Origin of the sequence: Amycolatopsis sp. 195334CR, from assembly GCF_017309385.1 — a bacterium.
GTDB lineage: Bacteria > Actinomycetota > Actinomycetes > Mycobacteriales > Pseudonocardiaceae > Amycolatopsis.
Genome location: NZ_JAFJMJ010000001.1, coordinates 3,716,059 through 3,731,901 on the forward strand (window position 1 = coordinate 3,716,059; position 15,843 = coordinate 3,731,901).

19 protein-coding genes are annotated in these 15,843 nt (G+C 71.5%); 12 read left to right on the forward strand and 7 right to left on the reverse strand.

The window, feature by feature from the left end; translation table 11 throughout:
- Positions 1-3: 3 nt before the first annotated feature.
- Entirely contained in the window at positions 4-594 is a 591-nt protein-coding gene (locus JYK18_RS18195) for a biotin transporter BioY (protein WP_242579233.1), read from the reverse strand.
- Between the two features lie 259 nt (positions 595-853).
- Between JYK18_RS18195 and JYK18_RS18200 the strand changes: the two genes are divergently transcribed.
- Positions 854-1,510 (forward strand): hypothetical protein, encoded by a 657-nt coding sequence (locus JYK18_RS18200; RefSeq protein ID WP_206803164.1) that lies wholly within the window; start codon positions 854-856, stop codon positions 1,508-1,510.
- A gap of 18 nt (positions 1,511-1,528) precedes the next feature.
- On the opposite strand, the gene JYK18_RS18205 is transcribed toward JYK18_RS18200, so the two are convergent.
- Positions 1,529-2,101, reverse strand: a complete 573-nt coding sequence (locus JYK18_RS18205) for an isochorismatase family protein (RefSeq protein WP_206803165.1) — start codon at positions 2,099-2,101, stop codon at positions 1,529-1,531.
- Between the two features lie 14 nt (positions 2,102-2,115).
- Positions 2,116-3,411 (reverse strand): nicotinate phosphoribosyltransferase, encoded by a 1,296-nt coding sequence (locus JYK18_RS18210; RefSeq protein WP_206803166.1) that lies wholly within the window; start codon positions 3,409-3,411, stop codon positions 2,116-2,118.
- Between the two features lie 64 nt (positions 3,412-3,475).
- Here JYK18_RS18210 and clpS point away from each other — a divergent pair, with 64 nt between their 5' ends.
- The 6 genes from clpS to JYK18_RS18240 all read left to right on the forward strand — a co-directional run bounded on the left by clpS (position 3,476) and on the right by JYK18_RS18240 (position 7,088).
- On the forward strand, positions 3,476-3,769 hold the full coding sequence (clpS, locus tag JYK18_RS18215; protein ID WP_206803167.1) for an ATP-dependent Clp protease adapter ClpS: 294 nt from the start codon (positions 3,476-3,478) through the stop codon (positions 3,767-3,769).
- Positions 3,766-4,323: a DUF2017 domain-containing protein gene (locus JYK18_RS18220; protein ID WP_206803168.1), complete on the forward strand. Its 558-nt coding sequence runs from the start codon at positions 3,766-3,768 to the stop codon at positions 4,321-4,323. Before clpS ends, JYK18_RS18220 begins: the two co-directional genes overlap by 4 nt.
- The gene (locus JYK18_RS18225) at positions 4,320-5,321 is read left to right on the forward strand and encodes a P1 family peptidase (RefSeq protein WP_307795946.1); all 1,002 of its coding nucleotides are present in this window, start codon (positions 4,320-4,322) and stop codon (positions 5,319-5,321) included. Before JYK18_RS18220 ends, JYK18_RS18225 begins: the two co-directional genes overlap by 4 nt.
- A 66-nt stretch (positions 5,322-5,387) precedes the next feature.
- Entirely contained in the window at positions 5,388-5,798 is a 411-nt protein-coding gene (locus JYK18_RS18230) for a M67 family metallopeptidase (protein ID WP_307795947.1), read from the forward strand.
- 57 nt (positions 5,799-5,855) lie between these two features.
- Positions 5,856-6,134, forward strand: a complete 279-nt coding sequence (locus tag JYK18_RS18235; RefSeq protein WP_153035571.1) for a MoaD/ThiS family protein — start codon at positions 5,856-5,858, stop codon at positions 6,132-6,134.
- A 3-nt stretch (positions 6,135-6,137) separates the two neighbouring features.
- Positions 6,138-7,088 (forward strand): PLP-dependent cysteine synthase family protein, encoded by a 951-nt coding sequence (locus JYK18_RS18240; RefSeq protein WP_206803170.1) that lies wholly within the window; start codon positions 6,138-6,140, stop codon positions 7,086-7,088.
- Between the two features lie 59 nt (positions 7,089-7,147).
- On the opposite strand, the gene JYK18_RS18245 is transcribed toward JYK18_RS18240, so the two are convergent.
- The gene (locus JYK18_RS18245) at positions 7,148-7,573 is read right to left on the reverse strand and encodes a Rid family hydrolase (RefSeq protein ID WP_206803171.1); all 426 of its coding nucleotides are present in this window, start codon (positions 7,571-7,573) and stop codon (positions 7,148-7,150) included.
- A 109-nt stretch (positions 7,574-7,682) separates the two neighbouring features.
- Between JYK18_RS18245 and JYK18_RS18250 the strand changes: the two genes are divergently transcribed.
- On the forward strand, positions 7,683-8,159 hold the full coding sequence (locus JYK18_RS18250) for a MarR family winged helix-turn-helix transcriptional regulator (RefSeq protein ID WP_206803172.1): 477 nt from the start codon (positions 7,683-7,685) through the stop codon (positions 8,157-8,159).
- Here the strand turns inward: JYK18_RS18250 and JYK18_RS18255 are convergent.
- Complete coding sequence (locus JYK18_RS18255) at positions 8,149-9,021, reverse strand: LysR family transcriptional regulator (RefSeq protein ID WP_206803173.1); 873 nt, start codon at positions 9,019-9,021, stop codon at positions 8,149-8,151. The genes JYK18_RS18250 and JYK18_RS18255 overlap by 11 nt on opposite strands.
- Positions 9,022-9,129: 108 nt before the next feature.
- Between JYK18_RS18255 and JYK18_RS18260 the strand changes: the two genes are divergently transcribed.
- Positions 9,130-9,762 (forward strand): dihydrofolate reductase family protein, encoded by a 633-nt coding sequence (locus JYK18_RS18260; RefSeq protein ID WP_206803174.1) that lies wholly within the window; start codon positions 9,130-9,132, stop codon positions 9,760-9,762.
- A gap of 198 nt (positions 9,763-9,960) precedes the next feature.
- Here the strand turns inward: JYK18_RS18260 and JYK18_RS18265 are convergent, their stop codons facing one another.
- Positions 9,961-10,479, reverse strand: coding sequence for a methylated-DNA--[protein]-cysteine S-methyltransferase (locus JYK18_RS18265; protein ID WP_206803175.1), 519 nt, complete (start codon positions 10,477-10,479; stop codon positions 9,961-9,963).
- Positions 10,480-10,531: 52 nt separating this feature from the next.
- Between JYK18_RS18265 and JYK18_RS18270 the strand changes: the two genes are divergently transcribed.
- Positions 10,532-11,161 carry a rhomboid family intramembrane serine protease gene (locus JYK18_RS18270; protein WP_206803176.1) on the forward strand — a complete coding sequence of 210 codons (630 nt, stop codon included), beginning with the start codon at positions 10,532-10,534 and terminating at the stop codon, positions 11,159-11,161.
- Here JYK18_RS18270 and JYK18_RS18275 read toward each other — a convergent pair.
- Positions 11,158-14,241 (reverse strand): amidohydrolase family protein, encoded by a 3,084-nt coding sequence (locus JYK18_RS18275; protein WP_206803177.1) that lies wholly within the window; start codon positions 14,239-14,241, stop codon positions 11,158-11,160. The two genes, JYK18_RS18270 and JYK18_RS18275, sit on opposite strands and share 4 nt — an antisense overlap.
- Positions 14,242-14,365: 124 nt before the next feature.
- Here JYK18_RS18275 and JYK18_RS18280 point away from each other — a divergent pair, with 124 nt between their 5' ends.
- Both JYK18_RS18280 and murI read left to right on the forward strand, forming a co-directional pair.
- Positions 14,366-15,025 (forward strand): rhomboid family intramembrane serine protease, encoded by a 660-nt coding sequence (locus tag JYK18_RS18280; RefSeq protein ID WP_206803178.1) that lies wholly within the window; start codon positions 14,366-14,368, stop codon positions 15,023-15,025.
- Positions 15,022-15,822, forward strand: a complete 801-nt coding sequence (gene murI / locus JYK18_RS18285) for a glutamate racemase (protein ID WP_206803179.1) — start codon at positions 15,022-15,024, stop codon at positions 15,820-15,822. The genes JYK18_RS18280 and murI overlap by 4 nt, the downstream gene beginning before the upstream one ends.
- Positions 15,823-15,843: the final 21 nt, after the last annotated feature.

The window sequence follows — 15,843 nt, forward strand, 5'->3', positions numbered from 1 at the left end:
CCGTCAGTTCTGGCGGCGGAAGCGGTTCACCAGCGCCCAGGTGACCGGCAGCAGCCCGGCGGCCACCACGATCTTCAGCGCGTCGCCGATCAGGAACGGCAGCACGCCCTTGTCGAAGGCGGTGCCGAGGTCCATCGAGGCGGCGGCCATCAGCCACGGCACGCCGACCGCGTAGATCACCAGGTTGCCGAGCACCATGGTGCCCGCGGTGCGCAGCGGGGTGCGGTCACCACCGCGCCCGGCCAGCGCGCCGACCAGCGCACCGGCGAGCACGAAGCCGGCGATGTACCCGGCGCTCGCGCCGAACATGCCCGAGGTGCCGCCGTTGAACCACGGCACGCCCGCCGCGCCGACGAGCAGGTACAGCAGCATCGCGGCACCACCGCGCTGCCAGCCCAGCGCCGCGCCGACGAGCAGGGCGGCGAAGGTCTGCCCGGTCATCGGCACCGGGCTGCCCGGCACCGGGATGACCAACTGCGCGGCCAGGCCGGTGAAGCCGGCGCCGGCGGCGACCAGGGTGAGGTCGCGGGCCAGCGCACCGGGGATGAGATCCGCCAGCACCGGACGGCGGGCGGCGAGGGACAGCGTCGACAAGGCGGCCTCCACGAAAGCGTTGTGCCAAGGGCTTAAGAGGGTGCGCAAACAGGGCGCGGCGGGCGCCGCCATGCCCTGTTTGCGCACCCTCTGAGGCAGGCTAACGCCGGTGGACCGGCAATTTCCCTCTAAGTCGGGTAGCTCACTGTCCGGCGCTGTCCACTCTTCCGGGTGGTAGCCGCCCGGCGGGGTTCGGCTGTTGATCTCCCCGGCCGATGTCGATGAAGGGACATTCACGTTTTGGGTGGAGGGAGACCCCGTGTCGAAGTTGAGGAAGGCCTGGCTGGCCGCGGTGGTGGCGGGTGCCTGCGGTGGACTGCTGCTCCCGGCGGGCGTGGCGCAGGCGGAACCGGTGGCCGTCGCGTCGGCGAGCGCGGGCACGGTCGACGTGACGGCCGGCGCGCAGACCGTGCAGGAGGGCCCGATCGCCGAGTGCAGGCTGGGCGAGCAGGACAGCGCCAGTTCACCCGGGGTCGAGGCCGGGACCACGAAGTTCGGCAAGAGCGAGTCCCAGTGCTCGCGGGCGGCCGACACCGGGTTCGCCACGTCGATGGTGCGCGGGCAGCGCTTCGAGACCAAGGTGCTGCGCAAGTACGGCGGCCCGGTGCTCAAGGTCCGCTCGTTCAGCGCGCGCTGCGACACCACCACCAACGGCGCCAGCGGCCTGGTCGAGCTGAGCGACGTCACCGGGATCGAGGTGCCGCCGTCCATCCCGGCCGGGTACACCGTGGACGTGCCCGGCCAGGACGGCAAGCCGGTGGCCAGGGTGGTGCTGAACGAGATCGTCGTGCCCGACCCGCCGGACGGCAGCCTGACCACGCACGCCATGCGCGTCGAGCTGTTCCCGGACGGCGGCCCGGTCAGCGGCGAGATCCTGGTCGGCTCGGCCAGCTGCGCCCCCTACGGCTGGGACTGACCAGCGGGTCCCCGGTGGTCAGCCGCTGACCACCGGGGTGCCGGTCAGTTCCGCGCCCGCGGTGCGCAGCTCGGCCAGCGCGTTGTCCACGGTGGACCGCGAGACGCCCGCGGTCAGGTCCAGCAGCACCCGCACGGCGAACCCGGCCCCGGCGGCGTCCAGCGCGGTGGCCCGGACGCAGTGGTCGGTGGCGATGCCGACCACGTCGACCCGGTCCACGTCCCGCGCCCGCAGCCAGTCCGCCAGGGTGTCGCCGGTGTCGGTGACGCCCTCGAAGCCCGAATACCCGTCGCTGTACTGCCCCTTCGAGAAGACCGCCGAGATCGGCGCCACGTCGAGCGCCGGGTGGAAGGCGGAGCCGGGGGTGCCCGCCTCGCAGTGCCGCGGCCACGAGCGCACGAAGTCCGGTTCGTCGCTGAAGTGCGCGCCGGGGTCGATGTGGTAGTCCCTGGTGGCCACCACCTGGTCGTAGACGTTCTCCCGCAGGAAGGCGGAGATCCGCGAGGCCAGTTCGGCCCCGCCCGCCACCCCCAGCGCGCCGCCCTCGCAGAAGTCGTTCTGCACGTCCACCACGATCAACGCGTTCGCCATCGCAGGCGCCCCTTTCAGCGGAAAACGGTGGGCACGGCGGGCTCGCCGTGCGACAGCTTGAGGCCTTCCCACGGCAGGCTGACCAGCCCCTTGCGCAGGAGTTGCCGCGCGTCGTCCAGGGTGGGCAGGTCCTCGGCCCGCTGTCCAGCCCGGACCAGCGGGATCTGCAACTCGCGGTCGTCGGGGCCGAGTTCGGGCGCGGGCCCGTCGGCCGGGTAGACGACCTCCTCCAGCGCGGTGCCGGTCGGCTTGTGCCTGCGGAACGCGCCCTTGCGGCCGCCGCGCGACTCCTTGTGCGTGCTGCGCTTGGCGACCGGGCGGCCGTCCACCTCGACCAGCTTGTAGACCATGCCCGCGGTGGGCGCGCCGGAGCCGGTGACCACCGAGGTGCCCACGCCGTACGCGTCCACCGGCTCGGCGCGCAGGCCCGCGATGGCGTGCTCGTCCAGGTCGCCGGAGACGACGATGCGGGTGTCCTTGGCGCCGAGCGCGTCGAGCTGCTCGCGGGCCTTGCGGGCGAGCACGCCGACGTCACCGGAGTCGATCCGGATGGCACCCAGCTCGGGGCCGGCCACGCGGACCGCGGTCTCGATGCCCGCGGTGATGTCGTAGGTGTCCACCAGCAGCGTGGTGTCCGCGCCGAGCTTGTCCACCTGCGCGCGGAAGGCCTCTTCCTCGCTGTCGTGCAGCAGCATGAACGCGTGCGCGACGGTGCCGCGGGTGGGGATGCCGTAGCGGCGGCCCGCCTCCAGGTTCGAGGTGGTGGCGAAGCCGGCCAGGTAGGCGGCCCTGGCGGCGGCGACCGCGGCGTACTCGTGCGTGCGGCGCCCGCCCATCTCGATGATCGGCCTGCCGTGCGCGGCCCCGGCCATGCGCGCGGCCGCCGAGGCGATCGCGCTGTCGTGGTTGAGGATGGACAGCACCAGGGTCTCCAGCACCACGGCCTCACCGAAGCTGCCCCGGACGGAGAGGATCGGCGACCCGGGGAAGTACAGCTCGCCCTCGGCGTACCCGTCGACGTCCCCGGAGAACTCGTAGTCGGCCAGCCAGGACAGGGTCGGCTCGTCCACCACCGCGGTCGACGCCAGCTGCTCAATCTCGGCGTCGGTGAACCGGAAGTCCCCGATCGCGTCGACCACCCGCGCGGTGCCCGCCACCACGCCGTAGCGGCGGCCGTCGGGCAATCGCCTGGCGAACACCTCGAAAACGCACGGCCGGTCGGCGGTGCCGTCGGCGAGCGCGCTGCCCAGCATGGTCAGCTCGTAGTGGTCGGTGAGCAGTGCGGTGCTGGCGGTTCGCGTACTGGCCATGGTTCAACCCTATGGGCTGACCTGCCGAACCACCGGAAGTGGGCGACGTGACACCATGGAGGCCATGAGTACGCCTGCCGCCGAACCGATGGTGGAGCCGTCCGCGGCCGACCTGGGGGCTGAGGACAAACCGTGGCAGACCGTGGTCTGGAACGACCCGGTGAACCTCATGTCGTACGTGACCTACGTCTTCCAGAAGCTGTTCGGGTACAGCCGCGACCACGCCACCAAGCTGATGCTGGACGTGCACCACAAGGGCAAGGCCATCGTCTCGTCCGGGGGCAAGGAGAAGGTGGAGACCGACGTGGCGAAACTGCACGCCGCGGGGCTCTGGGCGACCATGGAGCACCCGTCGTGAAGCCGTGGCGCCGCAAGGGCGCGCGCCTGCAGGCGGGCTTCGAGCAGCAGGAGGCCGCGGTGCTGCGCGGCCTGATCAGCCAGGTCGACGACATGCTGCGCGCCCGGTCGGAGGAAGCTCCGCAGGACGAGCTGGCCGAGCTGACGGGCATCCGCACCGGCCCCAGCGAGGCGCCGAGCGACCCGGTGCTGTCGCGGTTGCTGCCCGACTTCCACCGCCTCGACCCGGACGCCCCGGCCAAGGAGGACCTCGACTCCGCCGCCGCGCTGCGCTCGCTGCACGAGCCGGAGCTGCTGGACGCGAAGGTCGGCGTGGCCGCGGTGGTGCTGGAGACGCTGTCACCCGACGGCGGTGAGGTGCGGCTGAGCTTCGAGCAGGCCGACGCCTGGCTGTCCGCGCTGAACGACGTGCGCCTGGCGCTGGGCACCGCGCTCGACGTCACCGAGGACATGCCCGACGAGCTGCCGCCGGAGGACCCGCGCGCACCGCACCTCGGCGTCTACCACTGGCTGACCTGGGTGCAGGAAAGCCTGGTCCAGGCGCTGACCGAGTGAACGCGCTGACCGACGTGCCCGGCGTGCTGGTCGGGCACCACCAGCGGGTCGGCGACGGCTGGGCCACCGGCACCACGGTGGTGCTGGTGCCCGACGGCGCGGTCGGCGCGGTCGACCAGCGCGGTGGCGCGCCCGGCACCCGCGAGACCAACCTGCTCGAGCCGGAGAACCTGGTGCAGCGGGTCAACGCGGTCTGCCTGTCCGGCGGGAGCGCGTACGGGCTGGCCGCGGCCGACGGCGTGATGCGCTGGCTCGGCGAGCGGTCGAAGGGCTTCCCGGTGGGGGCCCAGCCGCACGAGGTGGTGCCGATCGTGCCCGCCGCGGTGCTGTTCGACCTGCCGCGGAGCGAGTGGGGCAACCGGCCGGACGCCTCGTTCGGCTACGCGGCCTGCGAAGCCGCCGCTTCGGGTGAATTCGCGCAGGGCACGGTCGGGGCCGGCGCCGGGGCGGCGGTCGGCTCGCTCAAGGGCGGCATCGGCACGGCGAGCGAGCGCGTCGGTGAGTTCGTGGTCGGCGCGCTGGCCGCGGTGAACGCCTCCGGTGAGGCCGTCGACCTGAGCACGGGCCGGGCGTTCGCGGCGGACCACGAGGTCGATGGCGAGTTCGGGGTGCGCTGGCCGGACCGGCCGGGTGAGGTTTCCGCCGCGCCGACCGACCTGAACACCACGATCGGCGTGGTCGCGACGGACGCGGCGCTGTCGAAGGCCGAGGCCCGGCGGCTGGCCGTCGCCGCGCAGGACGGGCTCGCGCGGGCCGTGCGGCCGGCGCACACCATGTTCGACGGCGACACCGTGTTCGCGCTGGCCACCGGGGCGCGGCAGCTGCCGGTGGTGGAGGGCCCGTTCGCCGACGCTTCGCGCGCGGGCGCGCTGGACCAGCTGTGCTCGGCCGCCGCGCGGGTGTTCGCCAGGGCGATGGTGCACGGCCTGCTGGCCGCGACCGGCGCCGGTGGCCTGAAGGCCTACCGCGAGGTGTGGCCGGAGGCCTTCCCCGGCTGAGGTCAAGCACCCGAGGCCTCGGTCTCACTAGGTGGACGCCCGTTGTCCAGCACATAGGATGTGATCGTGCTTCGGATCCGCCGTGACCTAGTCGACGAGATCATCGCGCACGCCCGCCGGGACCACCCGGACGAGGCGTGCGGGGTGATCGCCGGGCCGGACGACGGCTCGGGCCGCCCCGAGCGGTTCATCCCCATGCTGAACGCGGCGCGCTCGCCGACGTTCTACGAGTTCGACTCCGGTGATCTGCTCAAGCTGTACCGCGAGATGGACGCCAACGACGAGGTGCCCGTGGTGATCTACCACTCGCACACCGCCACCGAGGCCTATCCCTCGCGCACCGACGTGTCCTACGCCTCCGAGCCGTTCGCGCACTACGTGCTGGTCTCCACCAGGGACCCCGAGGTGCACGAACTCCGGTCGTACCGGATCGTCGACGGTGAGATCACCGAGGAGCCGGTCGAGATCGAGGAATAACGGCACTCGCCCGAACGTCAGCCCACTACGAGAGATCCCTAGCGGAGGTAAAGATCCATGGCCGTGAACGTGTCCATCCCGACCATCCTGCGCACGCACACCGGCGGCGAGAAGTCCGTCGAGGCGAGCGGCAAGACGGTGCTCGAGGTGATCGACGACGTGGAGAGCCGCCACGGTGGTATCAAGGCGCGCCTGGTCAAGGACGAGAAGCTGCACCGGTTCATCAACGTCTACGTCAACGACGAGGACGTGCGCTTCGCCGGTGGCCTGGAGGCCGAGGTCAAGGACGGCGACACGCTGACCATCCTGCCCGCGGTGGCCGGCGGCGCGCGCTAGGCCATGGCGCGCTACGAGTCGCTGCTCGACGCGCTCGGCGGCACCCCGCTGGTGGGGCTGCCCAGGCTGTCGCCGACGCACGACGTCCGGCTGTGGGCGAAGCTGGAGGACCGCAACCCGACCGGTTCGATCAAGGACCGGCCCGCGCTGGCGATGATCGAGGCCGCCGAGCGGGAGGGCGTGCTGCGCCGCGGGTCCACCATCCTGGAGCCGACCTCGGGCAACACCGGGATCGCACTGGCGATGGCGGCGAAGCTCAAGGGGTACGGGCTGGTCTGCGTGATGCCGGAGAACACCTCGGCCGAGCGCAAGCAGCTGCTGCAGGCCTACGGCGCGCGGATCGTGTTCTCGCCGGCGGCGGGCGGGTCGAACGAGGCGGTCCGCCGGGCGAAGGAACTGGCCAAGGCCAATCCCGACTGGGTGATGCTCTACCAGTACGGCAACCCGGCGAACGCCGACGCGCACTACCGGGGCACCGGGCCGGAGCTGCTGAAGGACCTGCCCACGCTGACGCACTTCGTCGGCGGCCTCGGCACCACGGGCACGCTGGTCGGTGTCGGCCGGTACCTGCACGAGGCGAAGCCGGACGTGCAGATCATCGCGGCCGAGCCGCGGTACGGCGAGCTGGTCTACGGCCTGCGGAACATCGACGAGGGCTTCGTGCCCGAGCTGTACGACGCGAGCGTGCTCAACGGCCGCTACTCCGTCGGTGCCTACGACGCGCTCCGGCGAACGCGGGAACTGCTGGAGCACGAAGGCATCTTCGCGGGGATCTCGACCGGTGCCGTGCTGCACGCGGCACTGGCGGTGGCGGAGAAGGCCGCGGCCAAGGGGGAACCGGCCGACGTCGCCTTCGTGGTCGCGGACGCGGGGTGGAAGTACCTGTCCACCGGCGCCTACAGCGGCACCCTGGACGACGCCGCCGCCCGGCTCGACGGTGAGCTCTGGGCCTGACCCTCCCTTGTGGACTGACGAGGCGGCTCCCGGATTCTCCGGGAGCCGCCTTCGTTGTTTCAGCTCCCGGAGCCGACGATCGCGGTGACGCGGATCTCGATGCGCATGGCGGCGAGGCCGAGCACGGTCACGCCGGTCTCGGTCCAGATCGGCGCGCGGCCGCCGAGGCGGAGGCGGAACTGCTCGGCCATGACCTTGTTGTGGTCGTCGCCGATGACGTCCTCGCCGGGGCCGACCTTGTGGTACGAGTTGACGTGGATGACGTCCTTCCAGGTCGCGCCGACGGTGTTGAGCGCGCGCTCCACGTTGTCGAAGGCCCGGACGATCTCCTCCTCCAGTGAGTCGGGGATGTTCAGGTCGTCGTCGACCCCGGCCTGCCCGGAGATCTCGACCCGGTCGTCGACGCGGACGGCCCCGCTGTAACCGAGTGCCGCGTGCAGCTTCTCGCCGTAGCCGGGGACGACGCCGAAGGTAACGGTGCTCATGGTGCTCGCTCTTCCTTGTTCCTAGGGGTGCGTTCCCTCGGGTTTGAGTTCACGCGTAAAGTCATAGTAGCGCCGGATGACTTCAAGCGCAAAGTGACGGAGGGTGTTCATGAGCGAGGACGAGGAACTGCGCTGGCTCGACGAGCCGGAGAAGGCGGCGTGGACGGGGCTGATCTCGCTCGTGCTGTTGCTGCCCGGCAAGCTGGAGTCGCCGCTGCGGCAGGACCACGGGCTCACCCTGTTCGAGTACCTGGTGCTCAGCCACCTGTCCGAGGCGCCGGAGCGCACGCTGCGGATGGGGCAGCTGGCCTTCCTCGCCAGCGGGTCGCTGTCCCGGCTGTCCAATGTGGTCAAACGCTGCGAGCAGCGCGGCTGGGTGGTGCGCACCCCCGATCCGGCCGACGGGCGCTACACCCTCGCCGAACTCACCGACGCGGGCTTCGAGGTCGTGCGCGAGGCGGCGCCCACGCACCTGCGGTCGGTCCGCCGGATCGTGCTCGACTCGCTCAACGCGGCCGACCAGAAGGCACTCGTGCGCATCGCGGAGAAGCTCCGCATCGTGCCGGACGACTTCGCTAAGCCGTGATGGCGGCGGCCGCCTCCACCAGTGCGGCCAGCAACGCGGCGGTGGCGGGCGGATCGGGTGGTTCGCCGTAGGTGGCGGCGTAGATGTGTTGGCGCACAGGCAGTTCGCTCGCCACGATGCCGTCGGCGCGGTGGGCGCGGAGCGCCAGGCCGGGGCTGGTCGTCACGCCCAGCCCCGCCACGACGAGCGCCTGCATGACGACCATGTCGTCGGAGGTGTAGCCGATCCGCGGTTCGAAGCCCGCGTCGGCGCACATCGACAGCAGGTGCACGCGGCACCGCGCGCACCCGGCGATCCAGGTGGCGTCGCGCAGGCCGGCCAGCGTTTGGCCGGGGCTGGTCGCGAGCAGGTACAGCGGATCGTCGAGCAGGTGGTGCAGCCGGACGTCCGGTGGCTCGGGTTCGGTGTCGTCGTAGCGGAAGATGATCGCGATGTCGATCTTGCCGGTGCGCAGCATTTCCAGCGCTTCGGGCGGTTGCGTGTCGGTCAGGCCGATCTGGAGGCCGGGGTGGCGTTCGGTCAGCGCCGCCACCGCGCGCGGGACGAGCGAGCCGATCACCGACGAGAAGCTGGCCAGGCGCACGCGCCCGGCGCTCAGGCCGACGTGCGCGGACAGTTCGGCGTCGGCGGCGTCGATCCGGCCGAGGATCTCGGCGGCCCGGGACGCCAGCAGCTGCCCGGCCGGGGTCAGCCGGATCCCGCGGCCCACCCGCTGCAGCAACTGCGCGCCGGTCTCGGCTTCGAGCCGGGCGAGGTGGTGGCTGATCGTCGGCTGGGTGTAGTGGAGCTCCTTCGCCGCGGCGGTCACCGAGCCGAGCCGCGAAAGCGCGTCGATGACGCGCAGCCTGGTCACGTCCAGCATGCATCGACTCTATCTATGGGACAGCAACAGCATTGACATTGGACGTATGAATCAGCCCGCGACAGGCTTGGGGCCCGACCACGGTGATGACCGAGAAGGAGCCGCACGATGGCCCTCGTTCGCGTGCACAACTTCGCCATTTCCCTCGACGGCTACGGCACCGGTGCCGGGCAGAGCGCCGAAGCGCACTTCGGGCACGCCGGGGATCGGCTGCACCAGTGGATGTTCGCCACGCGGTGGTGGCAGGCGGGCGGGAGCAGCGGCGTCGACGACGCCTTCGTCCAGCGGCACGAGCCGGGGATCGGTGCCGAGATCATGGGGGCCGGGAAGTTCGGGCACCCGGGGTGGCACGAGGACCCGGACTGGAAGGGGGCCTGGGGCCCCAACCCGCCGTTCCACACGCCGGTTTTTGTGCTCACGCACCACACCCGCGCCCCGATCGAAATGGCAGGCGGCGCGACCTTCCACTTCCTGGACGCTTCCCCCGCCGAGGCGCTCGAAGTCGCCCGCGAGGCCGCCGGAGGCAAGGACATCCGCATCGGCGGCGGGCCCACGACGGTCCGCGAATTCCTGGACGCCCGGCTGATCGACCACCTGCACGTGGGGGTCGTGCCGATCCTGCTGGGCCGGGGCGTCGGCCTGTGGGACGGGCTGGAGGGCCTGGAACAGGACTACCGGATCGAATCCGTCTCCTCGCCGAGCGGCGTCACCCACCTCACCTTCACGCGGCGCACCAGCTGACCCGAGGGCCCACTCGACCGGAGCCGGCCCCCGGCGGGGAGCCGGGCTCCTTGGCCGCGTGACACGCACTCGCTTCGTCGAGTTGCCCTCCCCGATGCCGTGAAAGCCACATTCACGCCCGATTTCGCAGTGAAAGCCACATTCACGGCACCCGAGCACCCCTGAGCCCGGCCGCCGCGGCCGACCTCATCGTCGGGGTCACCAGAGGCCCTGCGGCAGCCGACCCTCCAGCGTGAGCAGCTGCCGTTTCGACGGCACCCCCTCGCCCCCGCTGAACCCGCCCAGGCCGGTGCTCGCCAGCACCCGGTGGCACGGCACCACGATCGGGATCGGGTTGCTGCCCATGATCGAGCCGATCCCGCGCGCGGGCACCCCGGTCCCGCTGAGCTCGGCCAGCTCACCATAGGTGACCGTCTTGCCGTACGGCACCGTCTCGTACAGCGTCCCGAGCACCCGCTGCTGCGTCGCCGAGTACAGGCGCCAGTCGACGGCGAAGCCGAACCGCTCCCGCGTGCCGTCGAAGTACTCGCGCAGCTCGGCCAGCACCGGCTCCACGCGCGCCGGATCGTCCACCACCGGCAGGCCGAGCCGCGCGGCGATGCCCTCCCGCAGCGCGGCCGTGTCGTCGAAGGCCGTCGAGGCCAGGCCCGCCGGGGTGACCGCGACCAGCACCTTTCCCACCTCGGTCGCCAGGCTGCCGAACGCCACCGTGTCCATGACCTTCATTATCCGGCCACCACCGACAGAACCGGACGGGTAGCGTCGAAGCATGACGTTGCCCGAGCCGTCGCCCCAGCCGCCGGTCCCGCCCGGCAAGCGGATCCTGCCGCCGAAACCGCTGGCCTCGCTGATCGTGGTGACCGGCTTCGTCGGGCTGCTCTGGGTGATCGAGGGCATCGACACCGTGCTCGCCCACCCCTTCGACGACGACGGCATCTGGCCCCGCACCATCGAGCAGTGGGACGGCCTGATCTGGGCCCCGATGCTCCACTTCGGCTGGGACCACCTCGCCGCGAACTCGGTACCGCTGCTGGTGCTCGGCCTGCTCGCCACCTCCGGCGGCCTCCGCCAGTTCTTCGGCGTGGTCACCATCATCTGGCTCTTCGCCGGCGTCGGCACCTTCCTGATCGGCAGCGAGGGCGTGCACGCCGGCGCCTCCGGACTGGTCTTCGGGCTGCTCACCTTCCTGCTGCTACGCGGCCTGTTTGCTCGCAGCCTGCTGCAGATCGTGATCGCCGTCGGCGTTTTCGCGCTCTACGGCTACGCGCTGTGGGGCGTGCTCCCGAGCGAGCCCGGCGTCTCGTGGGAGGGCCACCTGTGCGGCGCGATCGGCGGGATCGTCGCGGCCTGGATGGTCGGCAGGTCACTCCGACCGCCCAAGCCGCAACTCACCTCCTAGATCCCGCAGCAGACGTGCTCGGACCACTCCGGCCGGTGCCACCAGTGCGCGGCCGTGGTGTTCGCCGGGAGCACCGGGTTCACGATGGACGCCGAACCCGGTGACCGGAACGGCGCCAGCAGGTCGTCCACCCGGTGCGCCACCCCACCGACAAAAACCTGCCGCACCGCCGCCGCGGCCCGGATGTCCGCCAGCGGGTTGCCCTCCACCAGCGACAGGTCCGCGTACGCCCCCGGCCGCAGTTCACCGAGCCGCCCGGCCAGGCCGAGCCGCCGCGCCGGGTTCCGCGTCGCGGTGACCAGCGCTTCGTACGGGGTGAAGCCGAATTCGACCATCGCGCGCAGGTTCTGGTGCAACGAGATCGCGATGCTGTCGAGCGGGGTGTCCGTGCCGCTGATGACGAACCCGCCGGCGCGGTGCACGCGCAGCACCATGTCCACGTTCCCGGCCAGCACGTCGCGCACGTAGGCGTTCTCCGGCTTGCCCGCGTTCTCGGCGTCGGTGACCAGCCGGTCGTACTCCCACTGGGGGAATAGGACCTTGGTGCGCTCGTCCTCCACGAGTGACTTGTCGTCGGCGTAGAGGGCCTTGGAGTTGAACAGCGTCGGCGTTATCGACATGCCCGAGCGCACGAACAACTCGATCGAGTCCTGGTACGTCCACCCGGTCCGGCTGATCGTGTGCGAATAACCGAGCCGGTTGGTCGCGCCGACGTGCTCCATCCCGTCCATGCCGAGGTTCGCCGCCGGGAACAGGTAGTGCGACGACAGCGGGATGCCCGCCCGGTGCGCGGCTTCAACGGTTTCGCGCTGCAGCCGGACCGGAAGGCGCACATAGGTTTTGATCAGGTCGTAACCCAGCGAGACCGCCCGGTCCAATTCCAGCTTCAACTGCTCCGGCGAAAGCGTCGGCCGCATGAAGTTGTAGTAGACGCGGGAACCGTCGATCGCCTCACCGGTGCCGAAGAACCGCGGCCCGAGCCGGGCCCCGGATTCGAGCGCCTCGCGGGTCTCGATCATCTGGTACACCGGGTCGCCGGGGGAGCGCGTGGTGGTGATGCCGTAGGACAGCCAGAGCCTGCCCTGCCGGTCACCCCAGTGCCTGCCGCGCAGGTGCCAGTGGTTGTGCGCGTCGATCAGGCCCGGTATGGCCGTCAGCCCGGACGCGTCCACGTCCGCGGTGCCCTGGTGCGGCCGGATCTCCTTGATCCGCCCGTTCTCCACCACCACGTCGACGTTCTCACGCAGCTTCTCGGCCGTGCCGTCCCAGAGCCCGCCGACGTGGATGACCGTGCGCTCGGCCGGTTTCGGGCGCCGCCAGCTGAAGTCGAGGCGGATCGTGCGTGGTTTCCCGCCGTCCACCGCGACCCGGCGCAGCTCGCCCTTGCACAGGTAGACCAGCGTGCCGTCGTCCAGCCAGGCCAGCGAGTCGGTCACCTCGCGGGTGACCTGCCGGGGTTCGCCGAGGAACGCGCCCTTGCCGTCCACCGGCACCACCCACGCGGTGCTCTCCACGGTGAACGCCATTCGCTTGCCGTCCGGGGAGAACAGCGGCCCGTCGTCACCGCGGGTGGCGAGCGAGCGGAACGGCATCGGCTCGGTGTAGGTCAGTTCGCCGCCACCGGCGGGCACGGTCAGGATCTGGCTGGTGCCCTCGCGGAACCGCTTGGAGAACGGCTTCACCGCGGCCAGCGCGATCGTGCTGCCGTCACCGGACCAGCTCGGCCTGCCCGGCATGAACAACGCGGGCGTCAGCTGCCGCACCTCCTTCGAGGCCACGTCCAGCGTCCACAGCGCGCCGTCCTGGTCGGTGTAGGCGATCTTGCCGCCGTCCGGGGACCAGCGCGGCGCGACCTGCGCGCCGGGCAACGCGGTGAGCACCGTGTCCTCACCGGACGCGAGGTCGCGCACCCAGAGGTCGGCGGTGCCCAGCCGGTCGCTGGCGTAGACCAGCTTCTTGCCGTCCGGCGAGAAGTCGGGGTCGGAGCTGAAGTACTGGTCCGAGGTGAGGCGCTGCGGCTTGCCGCCACCGGCGGGCACCAGGTACAGCGCGTTCAGTGCGCGGAAGGCGATGGTCTTGCCGTCCGGGGAGACCACCGGGCCGGCGATCCCGCGAACCGGTTGCGGGGCCAGGGAATCGAGGTCGCGCACGCGGTGCCGGTAGTCCCGGCGCTTGATCGGCACCACCGCGCTGAACGGGATGTCCACAGTGGACTCGGCAGTGCGGCGGCGGATGCGGCCGTCGCCGGTGTAGAGCACGCCGGAATCGGTCCAGGTGGCGGCGAAGCCGAACACGTCCTCGCCCTGGGTCACCTGCTGGTCCCCGAGCATCAGGTCGGCGGTGGCGCCACGCAGCAGCAGGTAGCCAGGGGTCTGGTCGTCCGGGCCGAACGCCGGGCCGTAGATCTTGCCCCCGGCGGGTGCGGTCAGCAGCGTCTTGCGCTCGCCGCTCGCCACGGTGATCGCGTCGATGGCCAGGTCGTCCACGGTGAACAGCACGCGCTGCCCGTCGCGGGACCAGCGCGGCGCGCTCTCCTCCGCGGCGGTGTCGGTCAGCGCCTGGAGCTGCCCGGTCGCCGGATCGAGCAGCCAGATCCCGTAGCTGCCACCGCGGTCGCTGCTGAGCGCGATCCGCTTGCCGTCCGGCGAGAAGGCCGGTTCGCGGTGGTCGTACGGCCCGCTGGTGAGCTGGCGCGGTTGGCCGCCGGCCACGTCCAGCGAGTACAGGTGGTAGTTCCCGTCGCGGTACGACTGGAACACCAGTGCTTTGCCGTCCGGGGACCAGTTCGGCAGGGTCGCGTCCTGCAGGTCGTCGGTCAGCCGCCTGGCCTCACCGCCGGCCGCCGGGAGCAGCCAGATGCCGGTGACCAGGTCCATCGCCAGGGTGGTGCCGTCGGGCGACAGCGCCACCGAGAAGTTCGTGCCTTCGGTCAGCCGCACCCCAGGACGGCCGTTGCTTTCGGGAGCCGCTCCGGGTTCCTCGGCCAGCGCCACGGCGAGCGGGTCGGCCACGCTCAGACCGGCGGCGATCAGGCCGCCGCGCAGGAACACCTCACGGCGGGACAGGCTTTCGGGTGACATTCCCACCACCTCCCGGGCAAACTATGCCGGGACGCGCATCCGTCGTCCAGATCAATTTCCCCGAGTCCGACATCAGGGATTTCTCCCGAGGCGGCGCCCGCTTCGGGGACTTAGCCTGGAAATCGTGAGCACACTTCCAGCGCAACCCACCGGCGGCGGCACGCCGGCCACGGATCCGGCCAAGCGCGTGCTGCCCGACCGGCCGAAGGCCGCGGCGCTGCTGGCGCTGGGCTTCGTCGTCCTGCTCTACCTGGTCGAGCTGGTGGACGTGATCCTGCCGGCCAACCTGGACAACGGCGGCATCCAGGCCAGAACGCTGGCCGGGCTGGACGGCATCATCTGGGCGCCCGCCCTGCACGACGGCTGGAGCCACCTGTTCGCCAACACCATCCCGGTGCTGGTCTTCGCCTTCCTCGCGATGGCGGCCGGGATCGGCCGGTTCCTGGTGGTCACCGGCATCATCTGGGTGGTCGGCGGGCTCGGCGTGTGGCTGGTCGGACCGGGGGACGCGGTCACCGTCGGCGCCTCGGGGCTGGCCTTCGGCTGGCTGGCCTTCCTGCTCGTGCGCGGGCTGTTCAACCGCAGCTGGGGCCAGCTGGGCGTGGCACTGGCGCTGCTCGCCATCTGGGGCGGGATGATCTGGGGCGTGCTGCCCACCGATCCGAACATCTCCTGGCAGGGCCACCTGTTCGGCGCGTTGTCCGGCGTGCTCGCGGCCTGGCTGGTCAGCCGGAAACGCGCGGTCAAGCCCGCCCCGGCCACCCCCGGTAACCTCGACGTGTGACCGACCCCAGTGCGCCCATCGGCGTCTTCGACTCCGGCGTCGGCGGGCTCACCGTGGCCAGGGCGATCGTCGACCAGCTGCCCGGCGAGCAACTCCGGTACGTCGGCGACACCGCGCACAACCCCTACGGCCCGCTGCCCATCGCCAGGGCGCGGGAGCTGGCGCTGGCCGCACTGGACGACCTCGTCGAGAGCGGGGTCAAGGCACTGGTGATCGCCTGCAACACCGCTTCGGCCGCCTGCCTGCGCGACGCGCGCGAGCGGTACGACGTGCCGGTGGTGGAGGTGGTGCTCCCGGCCGTGCGGCGCGCGGTCGCCGCCACGCACTCCGGCCGCATCGGGGTGATCGGCACCGAGGGCACCATCCGCTCCCGCGCCTACGAGGACGCCTTCGCCGCGGCCAGGGACGTCGAGGTGACCAGCGTCGCGTGCCCGCGGTTCGTCGACTTCGTCGAGCGCGGGGTGACCTCTGGCCGCCAGGTGCTCGGCCTGGCCCAGGGCTACCTCGACCCGCTGCTGCGGGCGGAGGTCGACACGCTGGTGCTGGGTTGCACCCACTACCCGCTGCTCACCGGCGTGCTGCAGATCGTCATGGGCCAGGAGGTCACGCTGGTCTCCAGCGCCGAGGAGACGGCCAAGGACCTGGTGCGCGTGCTGACCGAGCTGGACCTGTTCGCCGAGCGGACCGAGCCGCCGCGCCACGAGTTCACCGCCACCGGGTCCGCCGAGCCCTTCACCCGGCTGGCCCAGCGTTTCATGGGATTCACCCCAGGTGTGTTCTCGGCCATGAGCGGTTAGCGGGTCCACGTGGCAGAGTGC

Bases quoted from the DNA above. Each gene is read 5' to 3' on its own strand.
- JYK18_RS18245 (WP_206803171.1), bottom strand. From the start codon at position 7,573: ATGAGCACCGTTACCTTCGGCGTCGTCCCCGGCTACGGCGAGAAGCTG.
- JYK18_RS18270 (WP_206803176.1), top strand. From the start codon at position 10,532: ATGACGTTGCCCGAGCCGTCGCCCCAGCCGCCGGTCCCGCCCGGCAAG.
- JYK18_RS18250 (WP_206803172.1), top strand. From the start codon at position 7,683: ATGAGCGAGGACGAGGAACTGCGCTGGCTCGACGAGCCGGAGAAGGCG.
- JYK18_RS18210 (WP_206803166.1), bottom strand. From the start codon at position 3,411: ATGGCCAGTACGCGAACCGCCAGCACCGCACTGCTCACCGACCACTAC.
- JYK18_RS18235 (WP_153035571.1), top strand. From the start codon at position 5,856: ATGGCCGTGAACGTGTCCATCCCGACCATCCTGCGCACGCACACCGGC.
- JYK18_RS18265 (WP_206803175.1), bottom strand. From the start codon at position 10,479: ATGGACACGGTGGCGTTCGGCAGCCTGGCGACCGAGGTGGGAAAGGTG.
- JYK18_RS18275 (WP_206803177.1), bottom strand. From the start codon at position 14,241: ATGTCACCCGAAAGCCTGTCCCGCCGTGAGGTGTTCCTGCGCGGCGGC.
- clpS (WP_206803167.1), top strand. From the start codon at position 3,476: ATGAGTACGCCTGCCGCCGAACCGATGGTGGAGCCGTCCGCGGCCGAC.
- JYK18_RS18260 (WP_206803174.1), top strand. From the start codon at position 9,130: ATGGCCCTCGTTCGCGTGCACAACTTCGCCATTTCCCTCGACGGCTAC.
- JYK18_RS18205 (WP_206803165.1), bottom strand. From the start codon at position 2,101: ATGGCGAACGCGTTGATCGTGGTGGACGTGCAGAACGACTTCTGCGAG.
- JYK18_RS18240 (WP_206803170.1), top strand. From the start codon at position 6,138: ATGGCGCGCTACGAGTCGCTGCTCGACGCGCTCGGCGGCACCCCGCTG.
- JYK18_RS18255 (WP_206803173.1), bottom strand. From the start codon at position 9,021: ATGCTGGACGTGACCAGGCTGCGCGTCATCGACGCGCTTTCGCGGCTC.